General features: G+C 61.6%; 20 protein-coding genes and 1 pseudogene. 15 read left to right on the top strand and 6 right to left on the bottom strand.

Going from position 1 to position 22,012, the window contains the following annotated elements:
- The first annotated feature begins 152 nt into the window (after positions 1 to 152).
- Entirely contained in the window at positions 153 to 1,442 is a 1,290-nt protein-coding gene (gene cytX / locus HX824_RS16060) for a putative hydroxymethylpyrimidine transporter CytX (protein ID WP_177054797.1), read from the top strand.
- Here the strand turns inward: cytX and HX824_RS16055 are convergent.
- Positions 1,411 to 2,157, bottom strand: a complete 747-nt coding sequence (locus HX824_RS16055; RefSeq protein WP_087692488.1) for an RsiV family protein — start codon at positions 2,155 to 2,157, stop codon at positions 1,411 to 1,413. The genes cytX and HX824_RS16055 overlap by 32 nt on opposite strands.
- Positions 2,158 to 2,368: 211 nt before the next feature.
- On the opposite strand from HX824_RS16055, the gene HX824_RS16050 reads away from it, so the two are divergent.
- From HX824_RS16050 to HX824_RS16010, 9 genes are all read left to right on the top strand, one after another.
- Positions 2,369 to 2,986 (top strand): NUDIX domain-containing protein, encoded by a 618-nt coding sequence (locus HX824_RS16050; protein WP_003209505.1) that lies wholly within the window; start codon positions 2,369 to 2,371, stop codon positions 2,984 to 2,986.
- The gene (locus HX824_RS16045) at positions 2,977 to 3,426 is read left to right on the top strand and encodes a DUF1249 domain-containing protein (protein WP_003209507.1); all 450 of its coding nucleotides are present in this window, start codon (positions 2,977 to 2,979) and stop codon (positions 3,424 to 3,426) included. Before HX824_RS16050 ends, HX824_RS16045 begins: the two co-directional genes overlap by 10 nt.
- Positions 3,427 to 3,525: 99 nt before the next feature.
- On the top strand, positions 3,526 to 4,341 hold the full coding sequence (gene cpdA / locus HX824_RS16040) for a 3',5'-cyclic-AMP phosphodiesterase (RefSeq protein ID WP_177054821.1): 816 nt from the start codon (positions 3,526 to 3,528) through the stop codon (positions 4,339 to 4,341).
- Positions 4,342 to 4,390: 49 nt separating this feature from the next.
- Positions 4,391 to 4,999 (top strand): YqiA/YcfP family alpha/beta fold hydrolase, encoded by a 609-nt coding sequence (locus HX824_RS16035; protein WP_003209516.1) that lies wholly within the window; start codon positions 4,391 to 4,393, stop codon positions 4,997 to 4,999.
- Positions 5,000 to 5,043: 44 nt separating this feature from the next.
- Positions 5,044 to 6,948 carry a DNA topoisomerase IV subunit B gene (gene parE / locus HX824_RS16030; RefSeq protein WP_003209518.1) on the top strand — a complete coding sequence of 635 codons (1,905 nt, stop codon included), beginning with the start codon at positions 5,044 to 5,046 and terminating at the stop codon, positions 6,946 to 6,948.
- Positions 6,948 to 7,952, top strand: a complete 1,005-nt coding sequence (locus tag HX824_RS16025; RefSeq protein ID WP_177054796.1) for an esterase-like activity of phytase family protein — start codon at positions 6,948 to 6,950, stop codon at positions 7,950 to 7,952. The genes parE and HX824_RS16025 overlap by 1 nt, the downstream gene beginning before the upstream one ends.
- A complete protein-coding gene (locus HX824_RS16020; RefSeq protein ID WP_087692486.1) occupies positions 7,949 to 8,470 on the top strand; it encodes a TIGR02281 family clan AA aspartic protease in 522 nt (173 codons plus the stop codon). Before HX824_RS16025 ends, HX824_RS16020 begins: the two co-directional genes overlap by 4 nt.
- A gap of 10 nt (positions 8,471 to 8,480) precedes the next feature.
- Positions 8,481 to 10,745, top strand: coding sequence for a DNA topoisomerase IV subunit A (parC, locus tag HX824_RS16015; RefSeq protein ID WP_003217539.1), 2,265 nt, complete (start codon positions 8,481 to 8,483; stop codon positions 10,743 to 10,745).
- A gap of 177 nt (positions 10,746 to 10,922) precedes the next feature.
- Positions 10,923 to 11,630 carry a membrane integrity-associated transporter subunit PqiC gene (locus HX824_RS16010; RefSeq protein WP_003217538.1) on the top strand — a complete coding sequence of 236 codons (708 nt, stop codon included), beginning with the start codon at positions 10,923 to 10,925 and terminating at the stop codon, positions 11,628 to 11,630.
- A gap of 188 nt (positions 11,631 to 11,818) precedes the next feature.
- Here HX824_RS16010 and HX824_RS16005 read toward each other — a convergent pair whose 3' ends face one another.
- A complete protein-coding gene (locus HX824_RS16005) occupies positions 11,819 to 13,351 on the bottom strand; it encodes an AhpA/YtjB family protein (protein WP_177054795.1) in 1,533 nt (510 codons plus the stop codon).
- Positions 13,352 to 13,485: 134 nt separating this feature from the next.
- Here HX824_RS16005 and serB point away from each other — a divergent pair, with 134 nt between their 5' ends.
- Complete coding sequence (gene serB, locus HX824_RS16000; protein WP_003217536.1) at positions 13,486 to 14,700, top strand: phosphoserine phosphatase SerB; 1,215 nt, start codon at positions 13,486 to 13,488, stop codon at positions 14,698 to 14,700.
- Positions 14,701 to 14,820: 120 nt separating this feature from the next.
- Here serB and asd read toward each other — a convergent pair whose 3' ends face one another.
- From asd to HX824_RS15985, 3 genes are read right to left on the bottom strand one after another with little or no spacing between them, the layout of a single operon-like run.
- A complete protein-coding gene (gene asd, locus HX824_RS15995) occupies positions 14,821 to 15,681 on the bottom strand; it encodes an archaetidylserine decarboxylase (RefSeq protein WP_177054794.1) in 861 nt (286 codons plus the stop codon).
- Between the two features lie 16 nt (positions 15,682 to 15,697).
- Entirely contained in the window at positions 15,698 to 16,513 is an 816-nt protein-coding gene (locus HX824_RS15990) for a rhodanese-like domain-containing protein (RefSeq protein ID WP_177054793.1), read from the bottom strand.
- Positions 16,514 to 16,571: 58 nt separating this feature from the next.
- On the bottom strand, positions 16,572 to 18,107 hold the full coding sequence (locus HX824_RS15985) for an HDOD domain-containing protein (protein WP_008439108.1): 1,536 nt from the start codon (positions 18,105 to 18,107) through the stop codon (positions 16,572 to 16,574).
- A 166-nt stretch (positions 18,108 to 18,273) separates the two neighbouring features.
- Here HX824_RS15985 and motA point away from each other — a divergent pair, with 166 nt between their 5' ends.
- From motA to HX824_RS32970, 3 genes and pseudogenes are all read left to right on the top strand, one after another.
- The gene (motA, locus tag HX824_RS15980; RefSeq protein ID WP_003217532.1) at positions 18,274 to 19,125 is read left to right on the top strand and encodes a flagellar motor stator protein MotA; all 852 of its coding nucleotides are present in this window, start codon (positions 18,274 to 18,276) and stop codon (positions 19,123 to 19,125) included.
- A gap of 3 nt (positions 19,126 to 19,128) precedes the next feature.
- Entirely contained in the window at positions 19,129 to 20,151 is a 1,023-nt protein-coding gene (gene motB, locus HX824_RS15975; protein WP_177054792.1) for a flagellar motor protein MotB, read from the top strand.
- Between the two features lie 20 nt (positions 20,152 to 20,171).
- Positions 20,172 to 20,303, top strand: a pseudogene (locus HX824_RS32970) (outer membrane lipoprotein carrier protein LolA); the annotation flags it as partial.
- Between the two features lie 2 nt (positions 20,304 to 20,305).
- Here the strand turns inward: HX824_RS32970 and rsgA are convergent.
- Positions 20,306 to 21,337, bottom strand: coding sequence for a small ribosomal subunit biogenesis GTPase RsgA (rsgA, locus tag HX824_RS15970; RefSeq protein WP_003217530.1), 1,032 nt, complete (start codon positions 21,335 to 21,337; stop codon positions 20,306 to 20,308).
- Between the two features lie 106 nt (positions 21,338 to 21,443).
- On the opposite strand from rsgA, the gene orn reads away from it, so the two are divergent.
- Complete coding sequence (gene orn, locus HX824_RS15965; RefSeq protein WP_003217529.1) at positions 21,444 to 21,986, top strand: oligoribonuclease; 543 nt, start codon at positions 21,444 to 21,446, stop codon at positions 21,984 to 21,986.
- The last annotated feature ends 26 nt before the right edge of the window (positions 21,987 to 22,012 follow it).

The following is a 22,012-nucleotide window of genomic DNA, read 5'->3' as shown; positions in this document are numbered from 1 at the left end:
GTGCGCAGCGCTCCCGGAATCTGGATCGGTGTCTTGACTGACACTCATCGGTTGCAGGTTTCGGGGCGGCTTCGCCGCCCAGCGGGAGCAAGCTCCCTCGCCACAGGGGACTTTGCTGATTCAAATAATAGTGTCCCTCTGAGATAGCACCCTTGAGCATTCAACCCAGCACCTATTCCCCAGACATCGCAGTGCCCACCGACAAACGCGTCTTCGGCGCCCGCGATCTCTTTTCCCTGTGGTTCTCCCTGGGCATCGGCCTGATGGTCCTGCAAACCGGCGCACTGTTGGCGCCGGGCCTGGGCCTCTCCGGTTCCTTACTGGCAATTTTCCTCGGCACTTTGGTCGGCGTGCTGTTGCTGGCCGCCGTCGGCGTGATCGGCAGCGATACCGGCCTGTCATCCATGGCCGCCCTGAAACTCAGCCTCGGCACCAAGGGCGCAAGCCTGCCGGCGCTGCTGAACCTGCTGCAGCTGATCGGCTGGGGCTCATTCGAAATCATCGTGATGCGCGACGCCGCCAGCCTGTTGGGCGCCCGCGCGTTCAGCGAAGGCAGCCTGCTGACCAGCCCATTGTTCTGGACCCTGGTATTCGGCGCCCTCGCGACCTTGCTTGCCGTCAGCGGTCCGCTGACCTTCGTGCGGCAGATCCTGCGCAAGTGGGGCATCTGGCTGCTGCTGGCCGCCTGCCTGTGGCTGACCTGGAACCTGTTTGCCAAGGCCGACCTGGCCACTCTCTGGGCCCAGGCCGGTGACGGTTCGATGCCGTTTGCCGTTGGCTTCGATATCGCGATTGCCATGCCGCTGTCCTGGCTGCCACTGATTGCCGACTACTCACGTTTCGGCAAACGCGCGAAAAACGTGTTCGGCGGCACGGCACTGGGTTTCTTCATCGGTAACTTCTGGCTGATGAGCCTTGGCGTGGCCTACACCCTGGCGTTTGCGCCGAGCGGTGAAGTGAATGCGTTGCTGCTGGCATTGGCCGGAGCCGGCCTGGGGATTCCTCTGCTGCTGATCCTGTTGGATGAATCAGAAAACGCGTTCGCCGATATTCACTCGGCGGCGGTGTCCAGCGGGATTCTGTTGCGCTTGAAAGTCGAGCACCTGGCATTGGCCATTGGCGTTATCTGCACGCTGATCGCCTGCTTTGCACCGTTGGCGCAGTACCAGAACTTCCTGCTGCTGATCGGCTCGGTGTTCGCGCCGCTGTTCGGCGTGGTGCTGGTGGATCACTTCATCCTGCGCCGTCGTGGCCATGGTGTTGCCGCCAACCTGCGCTGGCCGGCACTGCTGGCGTGGCTTGGAGGGATCAGCACCTATCACCTGTTGGCGAATCTGTACCCGGATGTCGGCGCGACCCTGCCGGCGCTGGTGCTGGCAGGGCTGTTGCACTTTATCCTGGGCCGGGCCTTCAGTGGCGTGCGGGCACCAGCTCAGGCTTGATCACGCCGGTGAGGCGCGCATAGGGGATGGTCATTTCGATCAGCCCCAATGCGTACGGCGCGATGGTGGTCACGTTGTACTTGAGCACCACGCCATTGCTGGTCAGCGCCACATTCGGGGTTTTCTGGAACGGCCAGTTCTTCACGAACTCCGGGTCACGGTCCATCTGCGAGTTGATCAGCCAGTTGTTGTGGGCGACTTTCGCGGTCTTCCAGAATGCATCTTCCTGGCCCGGCAACAGCATGTCGGTCAGGCTCAGCTCTTTGTGCAGCAGGCGTGAATAGTTGATGAAGCCGCGGCCCGGCTCGCCGTGGGCGGTGCCGGTGTCCAGGTAGCTGGACACTTCGATGATCACCAGTCCGTCATGCTGCTCACGTACCTTGGCCTGCAAGTACATGCTGTTGCGGTCCGGGGACTCACGCAAGAACTTGTCGCGGTAGGCGTTCAGGGTGGCGGGCATGGCCTGGCCAGGTGAAGTGCGGGCCATCTGCAGCAGGCGCTGTTCGATGATCTGGTCCAACTGCGGCTCGGACGGGAAGTGCACGGTATCGATATTTACCAGCGGGCAATCCGGACTGCTGCAGCCGGGTTTGATCTGCTCGGAGGCGTCGGCGGTGGTGTCCAGCGGCTTCAGATAGGCCGGTTGGAACAGGCTCTGGCAAGCACCCAGGGTCAAGGCGATACAGGCCACGGAGGCGATTTTTAAAAGCGACATGTGTGTCCTTCATAAATCGAGGAAAGGTGAAAATGTGGAGCTTCGACTCCCGACAAGGCAGTCAGTTCGCCACTAAGCTGATTAGAGTGAGTTTGACGCCCGCCGTCTATCCCGGCAACCGGAAAGGGGCTGCATCAAGGGGCACGAGCGCGTTAGGATGGCGCGATGTCGAGGCCGCCTAGACACCGCAAGGCAATAAACGAGGGTTGATATGACGGACACAGCGAAATCGACGCCGAGCAAGGTCGAGATTGTTCAGCGCGACAATGCCTACAAGGGCTTCTACAAACTGGATCGGCTGAAACTGCGGCACGAGAAGTTTGATGGCGGCATGAGCCGTGAACTCAATCGCGAAGTCTTTGTGCGTCATGACGCCGTGTGTGTACTGCCCTACGACCCGCAGCGCGATGAAGTGGTGCTGATCGAGCAGTTTCGCGTCGGCGCCATGGGGCGTACCGACAACCCGTGGCTGATCGAAATGGTCGCTGGCCTGATCGACAAGGATGAGCAACCGGAGGAGGTTGCACACCGCGAAGCCGAGGAGGAAGCTGGCCTTACATTCTCCGCACTCTGGCCGATCACCAAGTACTTTCCGTCGCCGGGTGGCAGCACCGAATTTGTCCACTTGTTCCTGGGCCGTTGCGAAAGCGCCGGGGCCGGTGGCGTCCATGGACTGGAAGAGGAAGCCGAAGATATCCGCGTCACCGTCTGGGCCTTTGAAGACGCCCTGCAGGCGGTACGTGACGGTAAAATTTCCAACGCAGCGAGCATTATTGCCCTGCAATGGCTTGCGCTTAATCGCGCGGAAGTGAGGGGGTTATGGCAGTAAAGGCACGGGAGCGATATCGGGTTGACCTGATCGGGCTGCAAGCAGCCTGCGAGGCCAACTATGCACGGCTGATGCGGCTGCTGCCAGACATGCGCCACACCCCCGAGGCGCGGCGCATTGCCGTGACCCACGGCGACCAGATGCTCGGCGTGCTGACCCTGGAAGTGATCGTGAACTGCCCGTACACCACCACTTTGCGGGTGCGTCAGGAGCACAGCCTGCCGTGGCTGCCGGTGCCGCAGCTGGAAGTGCAGGTGTACCACGACGCACGCATGGCCGAAGTGATCAGCGCCGAACATGCACGACGCTTTCGCAGCATCTATCCTTACCCCAACGTGTTCATGCACCAACCCGATGAGAAAGCACAGCTCAATGTGTTCCTCGGTGAATGGTTGAGTCACTGCCTGGCCCTGGGCCACGAGTTCGAAGTCGTTCGATAGATGTGAACTGCGTCCGCTTCACGGGTTTCCTCTTTGTGTCCTGCCCCAGCATAATCGCCTCAAATGTCCATTCCTGTGATCACGCCCTGGGAGAACGCCTTGCCGAGCGTATCCGCCATGAACCCTGACGCTTCGGCGTTGCTGGTGCAGTTGTCCGACAGTCACCTGTTTGCCGAGGCGGACGGCGGCCTGCTGGGCATGAATACCCGCGAGAGCCTGCAACGGGTGATCGACACGGTGTTGGTGCAGCAGCCGCAGATTGATCTGGTGCTGGCCACCGGGGATTTGTCCCAGGACGGTACGCTGGAGTCGTATCAGGCGTTTCGTGACATGACACGGCAGATTCAGGCGCCGGCGCGCTGGATCCCGGGGAATCACGATGAGCCGCAGGTGATGCAGCAGGCGGCGGTCAACAGCGCGTTGCTGGAACCGGTGGTGGATGTGGGCAACTGGCGCATTACCCTGCTGGACTCGGCGGTGCCGGGTTCGGTGCCGGGGTATTTGCAGGATCAGCAGCTGCAATTGCTGGCGCAGTCGTTGAGTGAGGCGCCGGCTCGGCATCATCTGGTGTGTTTTCACCATCATCCGGTGTCGATTGGGTGCGCTTGGATGGAGCCCATCGGTTTGCGCAATCCTGAGGCGTTGTTTGCGGTGCTGGATCGGTTTCCGCAGGTGCGGGCGGTGCTTTGGGGGCATGTGCATCAGGAAATTGACCGGGAGCGCAATGGGGTGCGTTTGTTGGCTTCGCCTTCTACCTGCATTCAGTTTGCTCCCGGGAGTGAGGATTTCAGCGTGAGTGAGCAGGCACCCGGGTATCGCTGGCTGCGGTTGCATGCCGACGGGCGGTTGGAAACCGGTGTGGAGCGGGTGCAGGGCTTCGCGTTTCAGGTGGATTACGGTAGCAACGGCTACTGAGATTTCCCTGTAAACTGCGCCTCTTTGGCAGACCCACAGAGGACCCGGAATGTCCGCATCGATCTTGTATATCCACGGTTTCAACAGCGCACCAGCCTCCAACAAGGCCAGCCAGTTGATCACCGTGATGGACAGCCTCGGTCTGGCCGACCAACTGCGCGTGCCGGCCCTGCATCACCACCCCCGCCAGGCGATCCCCCAGTTGGAGGCGGCTATCCGTGACCTCGGAAGGCCACTGCTGGTAGGCAGCTCACTCGGCGGCTACTATGCAACCCATCTTGCCGAACGCCATGGCCTCAACGCCTTGCTGGTCAACCCGGCAGTCAGCCCTCATCGGATGTTCGACGGTTACCTGGGCACCCAGAAGAACCTCTACACCGATGAGACCTGGGAGCTGACCCACGACCACGTCGCGGCCCTGGCCGAGCTGGAAGTGCCGGCGCCCCAGGACGCCCAGCGTTATCAGGTGTGGTTGCAGACCGGCGATGAAACACTGGATTATCGCCTCGCCCAGCAGTATTACCGGGCCTGTGCCTTGCGCATCCAGGCCGGTGGCGATCACGGTTACCAGGGCTTTGCCCAACAGTTACCGGCGCTGTTGAGTTTTGCCGGCATAGGCTCCGATCAGTACCAATCCTTCGATTTCACCGCATTGTGAAACCGCAGGTTACTTTTTAATCGAACGACTCACGACGAGACCCCATGGCCACTCCCAGCGCTAGCTCTTATAACGCCGACGCCATCGAAGTCCTCTCGGGCCTCGACCCGGTGCGCAAACGCCCCGGCATGTACACCGACACCAGTCGGCCGAACCACCTTGCCCAGGAAGTCATCGACAACAGCGTCGACGAAGCCTTGGCCGGGCACGCCAAGTCGGTACAAGTCATCCTTCACGCCGACCATTCCCTGGAAGTGTCCGACGACGGTCGTGGCATGCCGGTGGACATTCACCCGGAAGAGGGTGTGTCGGGCGTCGAGCTGATCCTCACCAAGCTGCACGCCGGCGGCAAGTTCTCCAACAAGAACTACCAGTTCTCCGGTGGCTTGCACGGCGTGGGTATTTCCGTGGTCAACGCCTTGTCGAACCACGTACGGGTCAAGGTCAAGCGGGACGGCAACGAGTATCAGATGACTTTCGCCGATGGCTACAAGGCCACCGACCTGGAAGTGATCGGCACCGTTGGCAAGCGCAACACCGGCACCAGCGTGTACTTCGCGCCGGACCCGAAATACTTCGATTCACCCAAATTCTCCATCAGCCGCCTCAAGCATGTGCTCAAGGCCAAGGCTGTGCTGTGCCCGGGCCTGCTGGTCAGCTTTGAAGACAAAGGCACCGGCGAAAAGGTCGAGTGGCATTACGAAGACGGCCTGCGTTCCTACCTGGAAGACTCTGTCAGCGAATTCGAGCGCCTGCCGAACGAGCCGTTCTGCGGCAGCCTGGCGGGTAATAAAGAAGCCGTGGACTGGGCCTTGTTGTGGCTGCCGGAAGGTGGCGACAGCGTCCAGGAAAGCTACGTCAACCTGATCCCGACGGCCCAGGGCGGTACCCACGTCAACGGTTTGCGCCAGGGCTTGCTGGATGCCATGCGCGAATTCTGCGAATACCGCAGCCTGCTGCCGCGCGGCGTGAAGCTGGCGCCGGAAGACGTCTGGGAGCGGATCGCGTTCGTCCTGTCGATGAAAATGCAGGAGCCGCAATTCTCCGGCCAGACCAAGGAGCGCCTGTCGTCCCGTGAGGCAGCGGCGTTCGTCTCCGGGGTGGTAAAGGATGCCTTCAGCCTGTGGCTCAACGAACACCCTGAATTGGGCCTGGCCCTGGCGGAGTTGGCGATCAACAACGCCGGCCGTCGCCTGAAGGCCAGCAAGAAAGTCGAACGCAAGCGCATTACCCAGGGGCCGGCACTGCCTGGCAAGCTGGCGGACTGCGCCGGGCAAGACCCGATGCGCTCCGAGCTGTTCCTGGTGGAAGGTGATTCTGCCGGCGGTTCCGCCAAGCAAGCGCGGGACAAGGAATTCCAGGCGATCCTGCCCCTGCGCGGCAAGATCCTAAACACCTGGGAAGTCGATGGCAGCGAAGTACTGGCCAGCCAGGAAGTGCACAACATTGCCGTGGCCATCGGTGTCGACCCGGGCGCGGCGGACATGAGTCAGCTGCGCTACGGCAAGATCTGCATCCTCGCCGACGCCGACTCCGACGGCTTGCACATTGCGACCTTGCTCTGTGCATTGTTCGTCCAGCACTTCCGCCCATTGGTGGATGCCGGTCACGTCTATGTCGCCATGCCGCCGCTGTACCGCATCGACCTGGGCAAAGAGATTTTCTACGCCCTGGACGAAGCCGAGCGCGATGGCATTCTCGACCGCCTGGTGGCCGAGAAGAAACGCGGCAAGCCGCAGGTCACCCGATTCAAGGGCCTGGGTGAGATGAACCCGCCGCAGCTGCGGGAAACCACCATGGACCCGAACACTCGGCGCCTGGTGCAGTTGACCCTGGAAGATTTCGCCGCCACCTCGGAAATGATGGACATGTTGCTGGCGAAGAAACGCGCGCCGGATCGCAAGAACTGGCTGGAGTCCAAGGGCAACCTGGCCGAGGTTCTGGGCTGATGCGTAGCAGTTTCGCCCTGGCGATTCTGTTGTTGAGCGGGTTGGCGACCACCTCGGTGGTCGCGGCGCCCGTGGCTGAGCTGAAGCTGTTGGCGGAACACCCGGTGGAAGGCATGCGCGGCGGTAACCTGTCGGGCCTGGCCTTATGCGGTAGCGAATTGTGGACAGTCTCCGATCGCGATGACGATCAGATCTACCGGCTCGATACCGCCGGTGACGTCTGGAAAGCAGAGACATACGGGATTGATGTGCCGCCGGTGCCGGCGTCGGGTTTGCCCTTTGGCCTGCGCTCACGCACCAGGGCGGCTTCGTTGATTCGCGGTGGTGATCTGGATTTTGAAGGCATCAGCTGCGATGCGGCGGGTAACCGTTACATTGTCAGCGAAGCCCACGCGGCGGTTCTCAGGGTGCCTTTCTCCTCAGAACACGGTGAAACGGAGTGGCTGAAGATCGCCCCGGGCATGGTTCGCGAAGCTCGGGCCAGTGGCATGTTGCTGCACTTCAACGCGCTGTTTGAAGGCATCGTGGTGAACCCGGAAGGCAATCAAATCTGGCTCGCAGCAGAGCGTGAGCGGCGCGGGTTGATCTCCATCAAGCGCCCGCAAACCCTCTGGGATTGTGACGGCCCTTGTGTATTGCTGAGCGAGGCCGGCCAGGAGATGCAGCCGGCGCAGTTTCCGGGCGCCAAGGCGGTGTCCAAGGACTTTGCCGACCTGGCGCTGTTCAATGGCAAGCTGTTTACCCTGGAGCGCAATGCGTTTCAGGTGTGTCGCCGGGATGCGGTCACGGCCCAGGTGGAGTTGTGCTGGTCGTTTGCCGATGAAGCGCTGACGCCGAATCGGCGTTATGCCCAGGCCTATGGATTGGCCGAAGCCTTGGTGGTGGACGCTGACGGTGCCTGGATCGGCATCGACAACAACTTCGGTGCCCGCGCCGATGGCGAAAAGCGGCCGGTGGTCTACCGTTTCGCCGCCCCTGCGGGTGGCTGGAGCGCCAAGCCATGAGTGCGCAAACACCCGGCAAGCGCGCCGGGCGTGTGTTGATGTTCGTCGCGTGGGGCGCCGGCCTGTTTTTGGCGACACGATTTTTTGGGCAGTGGGAAGCGCGACAGGAAAACCCCAATGCCGTGGTGACCTCGGAGCAGCACGAGGGTTATATCGAAGTAAAACTGCTGGGCAACGGCCAAGGGCATTTTGTCGCCACTGGCCAGATCAACGGCAAGCCGGTGCAGTTCATGCTCGACACCGGGGCCACCGACGTGGCGGTTCCGGCTGAATTGGCCGACCGTCTCGGGCTTGAACGCGGCATGCCGGTTGGCGTGAGTACGGCCAACGGGCGAACCCAGGGCTTTCGGACCGAGTTGGGCCGCCTGCAACTGGGCGATATCGTCCTTCGGGACGTGCGCGCCATCGTGGTACCGGGTTTGGGCGATGAACAGGTATTGCTGGGCATGAGTGCATTGAAACAACTTGAATTTACCCAGCGCAGCGGCACTTTGCTGCTGCGCCAGACCAAACAATGATGAGGCCCGCATGAGTGACATCCTTGCAGACAGCTTAGATGGCGTTGAACGCCGGTCGCTGGCTGACTTCACCGAAAATGCCTACCTCAACTACTCCATGTACGTGATCATGGACCGTGCCTTGCCGCATATCGGCGACGGCCTGAAGCCCGTACAGCGGCGCATTATCTATGCGATGAGTGAGTTGGGCCTGGACGCTGACTCCAAGCACAAGAAGTCGGCGCGTACCGTCGGTGACGTGCTCGGTAAATTCCACCCTCACGGCGACTCGGCGTGCTACGAAGCCATGGTGCTGATGGCCCAGCCGTTCAGCTACCGCTACACGCTGGTGGACGGCCAGGGTAACTGGGGGGCGCCGGATGATCCGAAGTCCTTCGCCGCCATGCGTTACACCGAAGCGCGTCTGTCGCGGTATTCGGAAGTGCTGCTCAGCGAACTGGGCCAGGGCACGGCCAACTGGGGCCCGAACTTTGACGGCACCCTCGACGAGCCGCTGGTGTTGCCGGCTCGTTTGCCGAATATCCTGCTCAATGGCACCACGGGTATCGCCGTGGGCATGGCCACTGACGTACCGCCCCACAACCTGCGGGAAGTGGCCAGCGCCTGCGTGCGCCTGCTGGATGAGCCGAAGGCTACGGTCGAACAGCTCTGCGAGCATATCCAGGGCCCGGATTACCCGACCGAAGCAGAAATCATCACGCCTCGCGCCGACCTGCTGAAAATCTACCAGACCGGTAAAGGCTCGGTGCGCATGCGCGCCGTGTACCACATCGAAGACGGCGACATCATCGTCACCGCGCTGCCGCATCAGGTATCCGGGGCCAAGGTGCTGGAGCAGATTGCCGCGCTGATGCAGGCCAAGCCGTCGAAGCTGCCGCAAGTCGCCGACCTGCGTGACGAGTCCGACCACGAAAACCCGTGCCGCATCGTGATCATCCCGACCAACAGCCGGGTCGACCATGAAGTGCTGATGCAGCATCTGTTCGCCAGCACCGAGCTGGAGTCCAGCTATCGGGTCAACATCAACATCATTGGCCTGGACGGCAAGCCGCAGTTGAAGAACCTGCGGGCTTTGCTGGTGGAATGGCTGGAATTCCGGGTGCAGACCGTGCGTCGCCGCCTGCAATTCCGCCTGGACAAGGTCGAACGCCGCCTGCACCTGTTGGACGGCTTGCTGATCGCTTACCTCAACCTGGATGAAGTGATCCATATCATCCGTACCGCCGAGCACCCGAAGGCCGAGCTGATCGCGCGCTTCGAACTCAGCGAAATCCAGGCCGACTACATCCTCGACACCCGTCTGCGTCAGTTGGCGCGACTGGAAGAGATGAAGCTGCGGGACGAACAGGACGCGCTGCTCAAGGAACAAGCCAAGCTCCAGGCCCTGCTGGGCAGCGAGGCCAAGCTGAAGAAGCTGGTGCGCACCGAGCTGATCAAGGACGCCGAAACCTATGGCGACGACCGCCGCTCGCCGATTGTCGAGCGCGCCGAAGCCAAGGCCCTGACCGAAACCGAGCTGCTGCCCAACGAGAAAATTACCGTCGTTCTGTCGGAAAAGGGTTGGGTTCGCTCAGCCAAAGGGCATGATATTGACGCCACCGGCCTGTCTTACAAGGCTGGCGACGGTTTCAAAACCGCGGCGGCGGGGCGTTCCAACCAGTTTGCGGTGTTTATCGACTCCACCGGTCGCAGTTACTCGGTGCCGGCGCACACCTTGCCATCGGCGCGGGGGCAGGGCGAGCCATTGACCGGACGCCTGACACCGCCGCCGGGTGCGAATTTTGAGTGCGTGCTGCTGCCGGACGATGACTCGTTGTACGTCATCGCTTCCGATGCGGGCTATGGGTTCGTGGTCAAGGGTGAAGACCTGCAGGCCAAGAACAAGGCGGGCAAGGCGTTGTTGAGCCTGCCGAACAACGCCAAGGTGATCCTGCCGCGTCCGGTGGAAGACCGTGAAGGCAACTGGCTGGCGTCGGTGACGACCGAAGGGCGCCTGCTGGTGTTCAAGATCAGCGATTTGCCGCAGTTGGGCAAAGGCAAGGGCAACAAGATCATTGGTATTCCCGGGGAGCGGGTGGCCAGTCGCGAAGAGTACGTGACCGACATCGCCGTGATCCCGGAAGGCTCGACCCTGGTGTTGCAGGCCGGCAAGCGCACGTTGTCACTGCGCCCTGACGACCTCGAGCACTACAAGGGTGAGCGGGGTCGTCGTGGCAATAAACTGCCGCGCGGCTTCCAGCGAGTGGACGCTTTACTGGTGGAAACGCCCGTTTAAGGCGATATAGAGCGCCCGATCTACGATTTAACCCGTAGATCGACGCTTTCGCGCTGGAGTCATGGCGCATATTCACGGATGATATGGCCTTTCCAGCGCCGGCGTGGCTGAGCGCGTACAGGTTATTTTTGAGTATTACATTGTGGTTCGCCTTGTGGCAGCCACCTGGATGGGATGATGACTGCTCCGCGCCTTCCTTTATTTTTGTTGCTCGCTGGCCTTTTGGGCCTGGCGGGTTGCAGCACACACCAACCGGTGTCGCTGTATCAGCTGGACAGTGGAAGTCCGGCTCAGCCTGCACAAAGTGCCGGCATGGCTGTATTGCTTGGCCCTGTTGTAGTGGCCGACTATCTGCAACGTGAAACCCTGCTGCAACGTCAGAACGACGGCAGCCTGCAAGGTTCCACCGATGGCCGCTGGGCCGGTAGCCTTTCGTCCGACATCAATCAGTTGATGTTGCGCCAGGTGGCTGGCCACCTGGACAGCCAGCGTGTGGTATTGGCGCCGGCGCCGTTGGGTTTTGCCCCGGACGTACAGGTGCTGCTGACCATTACGCGACTGGACTCGGGCGTGTCGCAGCCCGCTATCCTCGACGCGCAATGGCGCTTGATCGACCGTCGTGGCCAGGTGCGGGATAACCGCATCGTGCACTTGCAGGAAGAGCACAGCGGCAGCACCGCGTCCCAGGTCCAGGCCCAGGGTGTGTTGCTGCAACGTTTGGCTGACCAGCTGTCGGTGGCCCTCAAGCCATTGGCCAATCAGCCAGCGGTGGCAGAAGCGCCACGCAAACAAGCCCCGGCGCAGCCCAAGGCTGCGGCACCGGAGAAGCCGAAGATGCCGATGGCCGTGCCGATTCGCACCGATATGGAAGTGTTCAGGTTCTGACCTGAATACAGACCAACAAAAAGGCCCGCTGATGAGCGGGCCTTTTGTTTGTGCGGGATTTGAGTTGTTGCGTGGATCAAATGTGGGAGCGGGCTTGCTCGCGAAAGCGGCCTGTCAGTCAGCCTATGTATCGACTGATCCGCCGCCTTCGCGAGCAAGCCCGCTCCCACATTGATTTGCGTTGTTCTTTAGTTCTTCGCCCGCGTCTCATGCATGCGCGCCAGCTGGCGCTCCAGCATCGACGGGTAAGGCTCCATCAACCGCTCCACACAGCACGCACCTTCAGGGCTGGCAATCGGGCGGATCCGCGCACGCTGGCGAATCAGCACGTCGTCACTGATCTTGCGTTCCACCAGCAGCAGGTTGCGGCTGTGTTGCGACAAGGCCAGCGCATCCTGGGCAATCTCGGTCAGGAGCAGATCGATCTGGCTCATGCCATACAGATCGTCGCCCACCGTCAGGCCCAATTGCAGTTGCAGGGTGATGCCGCTGTCGGCCACTTCGATTTGCAGCGCATGGCCCAGGGCCCGCAGCAGTTCACCGCAGCAGATGGCGTTGGTCAGGTAGTCTTCGCCGCTGTCTTCGCTGTGGAACAGCATCAAGGTGCTGCCGTCGTTCAGGGTGTGCAGTTCGCTCTGATACAGCGAGGCCGCCTGGTCGAGGCAGTCACGATAACGTTCCAGCAGCTCGGTCAGGCGTGCCCGCGGCAAGCGACGCAGTTGATCCTGTGCGCCCAGTTGCACGGCCAATACGGCGCTGTGCTGGGGCTGGGTGCTGCGCACCGGAGCAGGCTGCACAGCAGGAGCGGTTGGTGCTGAAGTATCGCGAAGATCGGCGAACGGGTCTTCTTCGTCCAGTTCGTCTTCTTCTGCCTTGATCACATGACGGGTCGCCGGCTTTTGGGCCGCTACCGGCGCAGACTCGTCGAAGCTCGGGTCCCGCAGGTTGCGCACTTCAAACTCGGACTCGTCGTCTTCGTAGTCGGTGTCGTCGAACTCGGGCTCGGGTTCAACCTCGGGCACTACGGGCTCCGGCGCGAAGCTGGTGTGCAGTTGGCGGGCGAGGTCGCCGATTTCGTCCTGGCGGTCGGTGGCCGGGGTGTGTTCATCGATATCCCGCAGCCAGATGCGCAGTTGCATCAGTGGCGTGGAGATATGCCGGCCCAGGCGCAGGCTCAAGGCCAGGGACAGTGCCAGCAGGATCGCACTCAAGATACCCATGCTTTGCAGGCTGATGGTCATCGGCTGCTGGAACTGTTGCATGTCCAGGCTGATGCGCAGTTGGCCGGCCTTCACGTCCTGAAACGTGATATTGCTCTGGTACAGGCCTTCGGCTTCACCCAGCAGGCCGTTTTTCGGGCGTTGCCCGGCTTCGGCCATGATCCGGTTGTCCACGCTATAGATAGCGGCGTGGGCAACCAGCGGGTTCTTGGTCAGGTTGTTGAGCAGCACGTTGAGGCTGAGGATGTCGTTGGACACCAACAACTCAGTCGCCGAGGTGGCGGTCTGGGTGGTCAGGCTCTCGCCCAGGGCGTCGGCTTGCTCATGCATGGCCTGCTTGAACTGCAAACCCATCACGCAGGCGTAGATGACCAGGGCCAGGGCGACCAGGATCACGTTATGGCTGGCGATGCGTAATGCGATCGGTACACGGCGGTGGCGCAGTGCCCGGAAGATCAGCAGGAAGAAGTTGTCGGTTTTTACTGGCGTGGGCCGGTTCACTTAAGCTCGGCTCTTTAGTCCGTGAAGTTGACGCGCAGTATAGCGACAGGCCCAAGACCGGCAAAGCGCTGGCTGTGCCCGATGGTCACTGAAAGTGGGTAGAATGCGGTTTTTTTCCAGCTCGGGGGTGCGCTTTGCGCGAAATTGTCCTGATTAACATCACAGGTGAGGACCGTCCGGGTCTCACCGCAGCCATTACCGGTGTTCTGGCCCAGGGTGGTGTGAACATTCTCGACATCGGCCAGGCAGTGATTCACGACACGCTGTCGTTCGGCATCCTGGTGGAAATTCCCAGCACCGAGCAAGCCTCGTCCGTGCTCAAGGACATCCTGTTTACGGCGTATAAGCTGGATCAGCAGGTGCGTTTCACCCCGGTGTCCGAAGAGGATTACCAGAGCTGGGTGGCCGGCCAGGGCAAAAAACGCCACATCGTGACCCTGTTGACCCGCAAGGTGACGGCCGAGCAACTGCAGCGTGTCAGTTCGATCACGGCTCAGTACGGTTTGAATATCGACCATATTGACCGTCTGTCGGGTCGCATGCCATTGGACACGCCGGCGGACAAGGGCAAGGGCTGCATTGAGTTCTCCGTACGCGGTGAGCCGGCAGATCCCCAGGCCCTGCGTGCCGAATTCCTGAGCGTTGCCCAGGAGCTGAATGTCGATATCGCCTTCCAGGAAGACTCGCTGTTCCGCCGCAATCGCCGCCTGGCGGTGTTCGACATGGATTCGACGCTGATCGAAGCCGAAGTTATCGACGAATTGGCCAAGGCTGCCGGTGTAGGTGAGCAAGTCTCGGAAATCACCGAGCGTGCCATGGCCGGTGAGCTGGATTTCCGAGCCAGCTTCAAGGAGCGCCTGGCGCTGCTCAAAGGCCTCGACGTCAGCGTGCTGGACTCCATCGGCGCCTCGCTGCGACTGACCGAAGGCGCCGAAACCCTGTTCGCCGAACTCAAGCGCCTGGGCTACAAGACCGCGATCCTGTCGGGCGGTTTCACCTACTTCGCCAAGCAATTGCAGGCCAAGCTGGGTATCGACTATGTGTTCGCCAACGAGCTGGAAGTGGTGGACGGCAAGGTGACGGGTGTGGCCGTGGAGCCGATTGTCGACGCTCAGCGTAAGGCTGACCTGTTGCGGGAATTGGCACACAAGGAAGGGTTGCGTCTGGAGCAGACCATTGCGGTCGGCGACGGGGCAAATGACTTGCCGATGCTGGCGATTGCCGGGTTGGGTGTGGCGTTCCGGGCCAAGCCGCTGGTCAAGCAATCGGCCAAGCAGGCGATTTCGACTTTAGGGCTGGATGGCGTGTTGTACCTGTTGGGCTTTCGCGACCGCGACGGTCAGCTCTGAAGATCGTTCCCACGCTCTGCGTGGGAACGCCGCCCTGGACGCTCCGCGTCCGATTTTGAGGTTGGGACGCGGAGCGTCCCGGGATGCATTCCCACGCGGAGTGTGGGAATGATCGCTAGGTCAGGCTTTCGGCAAACCCATGCCCTGGCCCATCTGCACCGGCGTCCCCGCCTGCAGTGCTTCCGACCATTGCACCTGGTTCGGCCCAAACAGCACGATTGCCGTCGAACCCAGCTTGAAGCGTCCCAGTTCCGCACCTTTTTCCAGGTGGATCGGCCCACGGGCAGCTTCGTCATAACGGAAGGTTTTCAGCTCGCGTTTTGGCGGCGTTACCAAGCCTGCCCAAACCGTTTCAATCGACGCCACGATCATCGCGCCAACCAGCACCACGGCCATCGGGCCGCGTTCGGTGTCGAAGATGCAGGCAACACGCTCGTTACGCGCAAACAGTTCCGGCACATTTTCGGCCGTGGTCTGGTTCACCGAGAAGATTCGGCCAGGGATATAAACCATTTCCCGCAGGGTGCCGGCCAATGGCATATGCACCCGGTGGTAGTCCTTCGGCGACAGGTAAACAGTGGCGAAATCGCCGCCCATGAACGGCGCAGCCACCGCCGCATCGCCGCCCAGCAATTCCAGCACGCTGAAGCTGTGGCCCTTGGCCTGGAACACCCGGCCATGTTCAATCGGGCCCAACTGGCTGACCGCGCCATCGGCCGGGCTCAACACCGCGCCTGGGGTCTGATCCAGCGGGCGTGCACCGTCTTTCAGTGCGCGGGTGAAGAAGGCGTTGAAGTGCTCGTAAGCGGTCACGTCTTCAACCAGGGCCTGGGACATGTCCACTTGATAACGCTTGGCAAACCAGCTGGTGAACGCATTCTTGAACCAGCGCACGCGGCATTCGGCAATGCAACCGGCCAGACGCGACAGCAGGTGGTGGGGCAGCAAGTACTGGCTGAGGATGAACAACTGCTTTTTCATTAACTGTCCTTAAACCTTAAATCTCAACGGGGGTGTCGGGGTGGTTGCCCCATTCGCCCCAGGAACCGGCATAACCTTTGACTCGCGGATAACCGAGCGCCTTGGCCACCAGGTAGGTGAAGCCAGAACGGTGGTGAGTCTGGCAGTGGGTGATGATTTCTTTGTCGCGGGTCAGCCCGAGGTCTTCGAGGATCTGCGGCATGTCGCGGCGGATGCGCAGTTGGCGTGCCTTGTCCATGCCGGCGGTCCATTCGAAGTTCACCGCGCCCGGGATGTGTCCACCCTTGGCCGCGAGGACTTTCTCGCCGGAGTATTCCAGCGGGCCACGGGCGTCCCAGATGCCGAGGTCGGCAGCGCCGAGACGGCTTTGCAGGTATTCGCGGGTGGCGGTGGGTTCTTCATGCAACGTCAGGCTGACCGGGCCGCCGGCGCTGGCCGGTACCTCGGTGGACACTGGGTGTTTTTCTTCCAGCCACGCCAGCAGGCCGCCGTCGATGTAGTGGTACTTCTTGTGGCCGATGACGTCGAGCATCCAGATGAATCGCCCGGCCCAGCCACCGCCTTCGTCGTCATACACCACGTAGGTGGCATCCGGGGTGTGGCCCAGTTCGCCGAACAGCTTTTCAAGATCGGACTTGCCCGGCAGCAGGCCCGGCGCCGGTGGCTGGCCCAGTTGGGTGCGTTTTGGATCAACGAAACGTGCGCCGGGGATATGCCCTTCGGCGTAACGCGCAGCGCTGGTGAGGTCCACCAGGATCAGGTGTTCGGCATCGAGGCGACCGAGCAGGTCACTGGCCTCGATGACCAGCGGCAAGCCAGAGAAGTCAGGCATGTGAGGTCTCCTGGGCATAAAAATTGGGCGCTAAGGGAGGGCGATTGTAGCGCAAGCGTCAGGCACTGCGGTTGGTAAAGCTGTGCAGGGCCTTTTCGATGCATTGGGCGGTTTTGCCGAAGGCCTGCACGGTGGTTTCCGAGAACGGCCCGCCGCCCTGGTCGGCCACCATCAGCATCACCACCCGGCCATTGCAGCTCAGGGAGCGCAGCAGCAGGTGTTCGCCTTTGAACAGGCGGCGCAGTTCCGGCGGCAGCAGTGCCGAGAACTGGGCGTGGTTGTCGGGGTTGAGGCGCACCTGGGCGGACTTGGCCAGCAGGCGTTGCAGCAGGGTGCTTTGCGCCACGTCGAGGCTCATGTGGTCGGCGTCCTTCGGCAGGCCGTCGACTTGATGCACACGTAGCGTGCTCAAGGTTTTGTCCGCCATCAGCAGCATCACCCGTTGCATGCCGCAGGCCACGAGGGCTTCCTTGGCGCAGGTGGTCAGGTGCATGGCATTGGCAAAGCGGCTCGGCTCTACGAGCAATTCGGTGCAGCGCTTGCGCCAGATCGCCAGGGACTCGGCGGTGGGTGGCGGTGCCGGCAGCAAGCCGTGGTGAACGCGCTGCACATCCCATGGCCAGATCAACGACAGCGCCGGGTGCCACAGGTCGCGCATCAGGGTGCTGCGGGCGCTGATCGCCGCGTGTTGGTGGGACTGTTGCTGCACTTCGGCCAACGGTTGCTGCAGGTAAAGCGCAGTGAGGTATTGCCAGCGCTGGGTGTGCGGGCAGGTCCAGGACTCCTGCGCCGCCAGCGCCAGGCCGTTGGCCAACAGCACAGTGTTGGCCGGCTGGTTCAGCCAGCGGCGCAGGTTCGGGTCGGCATCCAGCAACTGCTGTTGGCGCAACGGCTCGTCTTCACGGGCAATGCTCAGCGCCTTGACCAGCAAGCGTTGTTCCGTCAGCAGCAACGTATAACCCTGGGATACCCAGATCGGCAGGCGCCAGGTGTTGGTCAACCCCAGGCACAGGTCCAGCAGGCGTACGCCGAACAGCTCCTGTTCGACTGTGCGGGCCGATTCGCCCTTGTGAATCACCCGCAGCTCCCATTCTTCCAGCAGCTTGGGATAGGCAATCGCCATCGGCCACAGCGGCGAAAGGAACAGCAGGCTGCCCCAGTGAATGTCTTGCCACAACCGCGCCAGGCGGCTGGCGAACAGGCCGCTGGCTTGTTGCGACGCGTGCTGGCTGATCATCTGCAGCTGGCGCAGGGCCACGGGGATTTCATTCAGCGGCACGGAAGGCAGGCGCCTCAGCAGCTCCTCGGTGCGCTTGAGGCCGAGGCGATTGATCGCCACTTCGAGGTTTTCTGCCGGCTCCGCGAGGCTGCCGTGGGCCTGGTTGTTGGCCTCGCGCATCACGCTCAGCACCAGCGCCGGGCTGTTCTGCATCAGCTCTGCAATATCCCGCAACGAACTGCGGTTGTCGCCGATGGCCTTGCAAACCCGGTCGTGGCTCGCCTGTGGAACAGGCAACAGCACATCGTCCAGGCGCTTTACCCAAGCGGCGAGGGTGGCGGGTTTTTGAGTTGGGACTGTCGTTTCATTTGCCATGATTGGGGCGCGATCATCACTTGCGGTCAACACGCCCGGGACGGGCCGAACTGGTTTTTCGCCATAACGGGCTATAGTCTGGCGCAGATTTGCCGATAAGTAGAACAAGAGTTTTCAACTCTTGCGAATATGACCCTGAACCCGACGGCGCAAGTACTCATCCCCTATGGCTAAAATTATCGGCATCATCGTCGTCATCGCGAGCGTGCTCGGCGGATACGTCCTTTCCCACGGCAAGATTGCGGCGCTGATCCAGCCTTTCGAAGTGCTGATTATCGGCGGTGCGGCGTTCGGCGCATTCCTGCAGGCCAACCCCGGCTACATGACGATGCACGTGATCAAGAAGTCGCTGGGCATGTTCAGCTCGCGCTTCTCCCACACCTTCTACCTGGAAGTGCTGGGGCTGATCTACGAGATCCTCAACAAGAGCCGCCGCGAAGGCATGATGGCCATCGAAGGCGACATCGAGGACGCCGCGGCGAGCCCGATTTTCGCCAAGTACCCGGCCGTGCTCAAAGACGAGCGCATGACCGCCTACATCTGTGATTACCTGCGCATCATGTCGTCCGGCAACATGGCGCCCCATGAGCTGGAAGGCCTGTTCGACATGGAACTGTTCAGCCTCAAGGAAGAGCTGGAGCACCCATCCCACGCCGTGACCGGCATCGCCGACGGCATGCCCGGTTTCGGTATTGTTGCCGCGGTGCTCGGGATCGTGGTGACCATGGCCTCCCTGGGTGAAGGCGACCAGAAAGCCATCGGCATGCACGTAGGTGCGGCACTGGTAGGTACCTTCTTCGGTATTCTCGCGGCCTACGGTTTCTTCGGCCCGCTGGCCACGTCCCTGGCCCACGATGCCAAGGAAGAAGTGAATCTGTACGAAGCCATCAAGGCCTGCCTGGTGGCTTCGGCTTCCGGCATGCCGCCATCGCTGGCAGTGGAGTTCGGGCGCAAGGTTCTGTATCCGAAGCACCGTCCAAGCTTCGCTGAGCTGGAACAAGCGGTTCGCGGTCGCTAAGCCATGGAAAACAACCAGCCGATCATCATCAAGCGCGTCAAGCGCTTCGCTGCGGGGCACCATGGCGGCGCCTGGAAAATCGCCTTCGCCGACTTTGCGACGGCGATGATGGCGTTCTTCCTGGTGCTGTGGCTGATGTCCACTGCCACGCCGGAACAGAAGATCGCCATCGCCGGTTACTTCAAGGACCCCATCGGTTTCTCCGAGAGCGGCACGCCTTTTGTGATCGACCTCGGTGGTTCGCCGCAACTGGCGCCCGAGCGCACCATCAACCCGGAAATCAAGACCGACTCGCCCCAGGAAAAGATCCCGATCGAGCGCGACACCGTCGAGAGCATGGCCGAACAGGTCGAGCAGGAACGCCTGGAATTGCTGCTGCAGGAACTGCAAACCAAGGTTGAGGAAAACCCGCAACTGCTGAAGTTCAAGGACCAGATTTCCTTCGAGATCACCCCGGATGGCTTGCGCATCCAGATCACGGACGCCGCCAACCGGCCGATGTTCGACTCCGGCAGCGCACGCTTGAAGCCGTACTTTGAAGACATCCTGCTGGCCATGGCCGACACCATCAAGGCGGTGCCGAACAAGATCAGCATCAGCGGCCACACCGACGCCAAGCCGTATGCAGGCCAGGGCGACTTCGGCAACTGGGAGCTCTCGGCCAACCGGGCCAATGCCGCGCGTCGTGCACTGGTGGCCGGCAGCTATCCGGACCCGCAAGTGGCACGGGTGGTGGGGTTTGCTTCCTCGCAGCTGTTTGATCCCAAGGATCCGTTCAATCCGATCAACCGACGCATCGATATCGTCGTGCTGACCAAAAAGGCCCAGCGTGCAATTGAAGGCGAACCGCCTGCGACGCCACCGGTACCGACCCAGGGTGAAGGCGCGCCGGGCGAAGTGCCGGCAGACCCGAACGCACTGCTGCCGGAGCAGGAGCCGTTGCCGGCCCATGAGCTGCGGCAGAAGCTGAACCTGTTTGACGATGGCGGTGTGAAGGATCCGACTCAGCCAGCCACTGGCTCGTAAGCAGATACAAAAAGGCCGCGATGATCGCGGCCTTTTTGTATCTGCTACATCCTGTAGGAGCGAGCTTGCTCGCGATGGACGTTAACGATGACGCGTGCTCTCTGAATGCACGCGGCGCCCTCAAGCTTTTCGCGAGCAAGCTCGCTCCTACATGTTAATAGCTGGTCTCGGGCAAACTGGCGATGATCGAGCGATAGCTGTTCATTCGCTGCTGCTGCACGCGGCCGTCTTCCAGTGCCTTGAGCAGGGCGCAACCCGGCTCGCGGTCATGTTTGCAGTCGCGGAAGCGGCAGGTGCCGATCAAGTCGTTGAACTCGATAAAGCCCGCTTCAACATCGGCACGGCTCACATGGCCCAGGCCGAATTCACGAATGCCGGGGGAGTCGATCAGTTCACCGCCGCCCGGGAAGTGGAACAATCGCGCGGTGGTGGTGGTGTGGGTGCCCTGGCCGGACAGCTCCGACAGCGGGCCAACACGGGTTTCGACTTCCGGCAACAGGCTGTTGACCAGGGACGACTTGCCCACGCCCGACTGGCCGACGAACACGCTGATGCGCCCGTCCAGTTCAGTCTGTAACTGTTCCATGCCATTGCCGTGATGCGCCGAGACTTCCAGCACCGGGTAGCCGAGGGTGCGGTACACCGCCAGCAACGCGTTGAGCGCCGGGGCGTTCTGTTCGTCGATCAGGTCGAATTTGTTCAGCAGCAACAGCGGGCGAATGCCGGCGTGTTCGGCGGCTACCAGGTAGCGGTCGATCAGGTTGGCATGGGGTTCGGGCAGTGGCGCGAAGACAATGACGATCATGTCGACGTTGGCCGCTACCGGCTTGAGCTGGCCACGGCTGTCGGGGCGACGCAGTTCGGTGGTACGTGGCAGTTGGGCGACGATGACGCCGATGCCCTGGTTGCCGGCACGCCATACCACCTTGTCGCCGGTCACCAGCGCAGGCAGGTTGGCGCGCAGGTGGCAACGGAACACCTGGCCGGCGTGATCGCCTTCGGTGGCCTCGACTTCGACCTGCACACCGAAGTGCGCGATCACCAGGCCCGTTTGCTCGGGGCCCAGGTCGCCGCCCTCAAGCGCTTCCACGGCGGAGGATTCACGTTTGGCGGCGCGGGCAGCGCGTTCGCCCTGAATCTTTTCGATGCGCCAGTTTTGGCGACGGTTGAGCTGGCGTTTGGCCATTGGTGTTCCGTGTCGATAATGCAAAGGTTAGGTGAAACGGTCGCGAGTCTAGCACGCCCTGCCTGCTAAACTGCGCAGCTACGCCAAGGTGCCAAGGAACCACGACATGCAAAACCCACAGAACCTGATTTGGATCGATCTGGAAATGACCGGTCTGAACCCTGACACCGACGTCATCATCGAGATGGCGACCATTGTCACCGACAGCAACCTCAACACCTTGGCCGAAGGTCCGGTGATCGCCATTCACCACAGCGACGCGGTGCTGGCCACCATGGACGAGTGGAACACCCGCACCCACGGCAACTCGGGCCTGACTCAGCGTGTGCGCGACAGCCGCGTGAGCATGGCTGAGGCTGAAGCCGAAACCATCGCCTTCCTGGAAAAGTGGGTACCCAAGGGCAAGTCGCCAATCTGCGGCAACAGCATTTGCCAGGACCGCCGCTTTCTCTATACCCACATGAAGGCGCTGGAAAGCTACTTCCACTACCGCAACCTGGACGTGTCGACTTTGAAGGAGCTGGCCGCGCGCTGGGCGCCGGAAGTCAAAGACAGCTTCCACAAGGGCAGCACCCACCTGGCGCTGGACGATATTCGCGAGTCGATTGCCGAGCTGCAGCATTACCGCAAGCATTTCATCAAGTTCTAAAGCGGTAATACCTGAGCCCAGCGGGC

Source organism: Pseudomonas sp. D4002 (assembly GCF_013385665.1).
Taxonomy (GTDB): Bacteria; Pseudomonadota; Gammaproteobacteria; order Pseudomonadales; family Pseudomonadaceae; genus Aquipseudomonas.
Note: the sequence above shows the minus strand (reverse complement) of the source record. Positions and strands in the feature narration are given on the sequence as shown.

Bases quoted from the DNA above. Each gene is read 5' to 3' on its own strand.
- HX824_RS16025 (WP_177054796.1), top strand. From the start codon at position 6,948: ATGCGTAGCAGTTTCGCCCTGGCGATTCTGTTGTTGAGCGGGTTGGCG.
- motA (WP_003217532.1), top strand. From the start codon at position 18,274: ATGGCTAAAATTATCGGCATCATCGTCGTCATCGCGAGCGTGCTCGGC.
- HX824_RS16045 (WP_003209507.1), top strand. From the start codon at position 2,977: ATGGCAGTAAAGGCACGGGAGCGATATCGGGTTGACCTGATCGGGCTG.
- parC (WP_003217539.1), top strand. From the start codon at position 8,481: ATGAGTGACATCCTTGCAGACAGCTTAGATGGCGTTGAACGCCGGTCG.
- HX824_RS15985 (WP_008439108.1), bottom strand. From the start codon at position 18,107: ATGGCAAATGAAACGACAGTCCCAACTCAAAAACCCGCCACCCTCGCC.
- HX824_RS16035 (WP_003209516.1), top strand. From the start codon at position 4,391: ATGTCCGCATCGATCTTGTATATCCACGGTTTCAACAGCGCACCAGCC.
- parE (WP_003209518.1), top strand. From the start codon at position 5,044: ATGGCCACTCCCAGCGCTAGCTCTTATAACGCCGACGCCATCGAAGTC.
- HX824_RS16050 (WP_003209505.1), top strand. From the start codon at position 2,369: ATGACGGACACAGCGAAATCGACGCCGAGCAAGGTCGAGATTGTTCAG.
- orn (WP_003217529.1), top strand. From the start codon at position 21,444: ATGCAAAACCCACAGAACCTGATTTGGATCGATCTGGAAATGACCGGT.
- HX824_RS16020 (WP_087692486.1), top strand. From the start codon at position 7,949: ATGAGTGCGCAAACACCCGGCAAGCGCGCCGGGCGTGTGTTGATGTTC.
- asd (WP_177054794.1), bottom strand. From the start codon at position 15,681: ATGAAAAAGCAGTTGTTCATCCTCAGCCAGTACTTGCTGCCCCACCAC.
- HX824_RS15990 (WP_177054793.1), bottom strand. From the start codon at position 16,513: ATGCCTGACTTCTCTGGCTTGCCGCTGGTCATCGAGGCCAGTGACCTG.
- rsgA (WP_003217530.1), bottom strand. From the start codon at position 21,337: ATGGCCAAACGCCAGCTCAACCGTCGCCAAAACTGGCGCATCGAAAAG.
- HX824_RS16055 (WP_087692488.1), bottom strand. From the start codon at position 2,157: ATGTCGCTTTTAAAAATCGCCTCCGTGGCCTGTATCGCCTTGACCCTG.
- HX824_RS16010 (WP_003217538.1), top strand. From the start codon at position 10,923: ATGACTGCTCCGCGCCTTCCTTTATTTTTGTTGCTCGCTGGCCTTTTG.
- motB (WP_177054792.1), top strand. From the start codon at position 19,129: ATGGAAAACAACCAGCCGATCATCATCAAGCGCGTCAAGCGCTTCGCT.